This window comes from Thiolapillus sp., assembly GCF_048562965.1.
GTDB classification, from domain to species: domain Bacteria; phylum Pseudomonadota; class Gammaproteobacteria; order Chromatiales; family Chromatiaceae; genus Thiolapillus; species Thiolapillus brandeum_A.
In genome coordinates this window covers 1-2,862 of the sequence record NZ_JBHNMF010000420.1, presented here as the reverse complement: position 1 = coordinate 2,862, position 2,862 = coordinate 1, and the positions used below count along the sequence as shown (strand labels likewise).

2 protein-coding genes are annotated in these 2,862 nt (G+C 59.6%); both read left to right on the top strand.

Annotated features, from left to right (window positions below; translation table 11 throughout):
- The first annotated feature begins 204 nt into the window (after nucleotides 1–204).
- Nucleotides 205–1,080: an NAD(+) kinase gene (locus ACOCD2_RS15730; protein ID WP_293649524.1), complete on the top strand. Its 876-nt coding sequence runs from the start codon at nucleotides 205–207 to the stop codon at nucleotides 1,078–1,080.
- Entirely contained in the window at nucleotides 1,080–2,744 is a 1,665-nt protein-coding gene (gene recN, locus ACOCD2_RS15725) for a DNA repair protein RecN (RefSeq protein ID WP_293649522.1), read from the top strand. Before ACOCD2_RS15730 ends, recN begins: the two co-directional genes overlap by 1 nt.
- Nucleotides 2,745–2,862 lie beyond the last annotated feature (118 nt).

The following is a 2,862-nucleotide window of genomic DNA, read 5'->3' as shown; positions in this document are numbered from 1 at the left end:
TAATGGCCTCCTATAGAACTTGCCGGTTCAAAGGAGGCCATTTTCTTACTTCGCACGCCGGTACGGCAGAGCCTTTTCGTGTCTCACCGCCACAGGCGGTGGTTTACCAAGTTGTAATTATATCGCCAACCGCCCTGCCCCTTTCATTTTTTCTGATGAATGTTATCTTGTGCTACATTCTTGGGTTTTTGCATTCACACAACCTTGTCCGATTTCCAAACAAGATTTCAGCACATTGGCCTGATTGCCAAACCGGGCGACAGCAGCCTGGCTCCTGTCCTGGACAAGCTGCGCCGCTTCCTTGCAGACATGGGGCTGAATGTCTCGCTTGCAAGGAGCGCGGCGCTTGCGCTGGATCAGAAGGACTATCTGCCGTCCAAGGCCGAACTGGCCCGGGTCTGTGACCTGACCATCGTTGTCGGCGGCGACGGCACCTTTCTGAATGCGGCCCGGGAAATGGCGGAAGAAAACACGCCGCTGGTGGGCATCAATCTGGGGCGACTGGGTTTTCTGGTGGACATTTCACCCGAGCGCATGCTCGAGGCGCTCACCGCCATCCTGCAGGGCGACTATATCGAAGACCGGCGTTTTCTGCTTGAGGCACGCATCGGTGAGGAGCAGCGCCAGCTTGCCCTGAACGACGTGGTGTTGCACAAGTGGAACACAGCCCGCATGATCGAATTCGAGACCCGCATCAACGGCCAGTTCGTGGATTCCCAGCGTTCGGACGGCATCATCATCTCCACACCGACCGGCTCCACCGCCTATGCCCTGTCCGGCGGCGGACCGTTGCTCGAACCCAGTCTGGATGCCATCGCACTGGTGCCCATCTGTCCGCACCGCCTAAGCAACCGCCCCATCGTGGTCCACGGCGACAGCGAGATCTGCATAGAAACCAGCGGTCGCACCGATTTCAACCATGTGCGCATCACCTGCGATGGCCAGTCCAGCCTGACACTGAACGAAGGCGACAGGCTGGTAGTGCGCAAGTATCCCAAACCCATACGCCTGTTCCACCCGGTGAATCACGACCATTTCGATTTGCTGCGCGCCAAGCTGGGCTGGGGGGGACACGCCTGATGCTGCAGCACATTCAGGTCAGGGATCTGGTGATCGTGCGCGAGCTGTCCCTGGAACTGGCATCCGGCATGACCGCTCTGACAGGTGAAACCGGCGCGGGAAAATCCATTCTCATCGATGCCCTGGGACTGGTACTGGGCAACAAGGTGGACAAGGGCATGATCCGCAGCGGTCGGGATCAGGCCGAGATCAATGCCGAGTTCGACCTGGAAGATGCGCCGGAAGCGAAACAGTGGCTGCAGGAAAATGCCCTGGACAGCGAGGATGAATGCATCATTCGCCGCCTGCTGGTTCGCCACGGGCGTTCACGGGCCTTTGTCAACAACCGTCCCGTGCCTGCCTCCCTGCTGGTCGAGCTGGGCAACCGGCTGGTCAGCCTTCATGGCCAGCACGAGCACCAGCTGATGATGAAATCCAACGCCCAGCGCAGCCTGCTCGACGCTTATGCCGGCCACCGGCAGCTGGTGTTGCGGATGCGCGAGGCCTACCGGAGCTACCGCCTCAAGGAACAACAGCTGCAGGAACTGCAGCGCCAGTCTCTGGACAGGGCACAGCGGCTGGATTTCCTGCAGTTCCAGATCGGTGAACTCGAACAGCTGCAGCTGCAGCCGGGGGAACTGGACAAGCTCACGGCAAAACAGCGCCAGCTGGCCAACGCGGAACAGCTCGGCGAGGATCTCGCCACGCTGATCGGACAGCTGTTCGATGACGAGCATGGCAGCCAGGCCGGACTCGCCCGCGCCTGTGTACTGCTGGAAAGGCTGAGCGGCCTGGACGGGCAACTGCTGCCTGCGGCCGAGCTGCTGGACAGCGCAAGAATCCAGGTCGAAGAAGCCCTCAGCCTGCTGCAGGACTATGCCAGCCAGATCGAGGCCAATCCGCAGATGCTGGAGGAGATCGACCAGCGTCTCGGCGTCATCCACGAACTGGCGCGCAAGCACCGCATCTGCGGCGAAGAACTGCCCGAACTGCTGGAAAAACTCCAGAGCGAACAGGATGCCCTGAACAATGCCGACATCACCCTGGCCCAGCTGGAACAGGAAGCCCGGGATCTGAAACAGGCTTCACTGGGCGCCGCGGAAAAACTCTCGGCAAGCCGCGCCAGTGCCGCCGCCAGGCTGGAGAAGGCCATCACCGGAAGCATGCAGGAACTGGGCATGAAAGGCGGCAAATTCTCGGTGCTGATGCAGCCGCTGCCAGAAGAGCAGTTTTCTGCCAACGGCGCCGATCAGATCACCTTCATGGTAAGCACCAATCCCGGTCAGCCCCTCGCGCCACTTGCCAAAGTGGCTTCGGGTGGCGAGCTGTCACGCATCAGCCTGGCCATACAGGTGGCAACCGCCAACTGCAGCCGCATTCCCACCCTGATCTTCGACGAAGTGGACGTGGGCATTGGCGGCGCCGTAGCCGAAACCGTGGGCCGTCTGTTACAGCGCCTAGGTGCAGGCAATCAGGTTCTGTGCGTAACCCACCTGCCCCAGGTAGCCTCACAGGCGCAGCAGCACCTGCGCGTCAGCAAAAGCACTGACGGCAAGACCACTGAAACACAAATCGTCCCTCTGGACCAGGAACAGCGGGTTGAAGAGGTTGCGCGCATGCTGGGTGGCGTCGAGATTACCGAACAGACCCTGGCCCATGCCCGGGAAATGATCAGCAGAGATTAGCCTGACACCCATAATGAATGGTGCCGGGTTAATAATATCTATTTAGTTCCCGTCTATAAATGCCAAGTCATTGAAATTCAATTGAAAAACCGAAAAAAGACGATGAGAAATCCGGTGC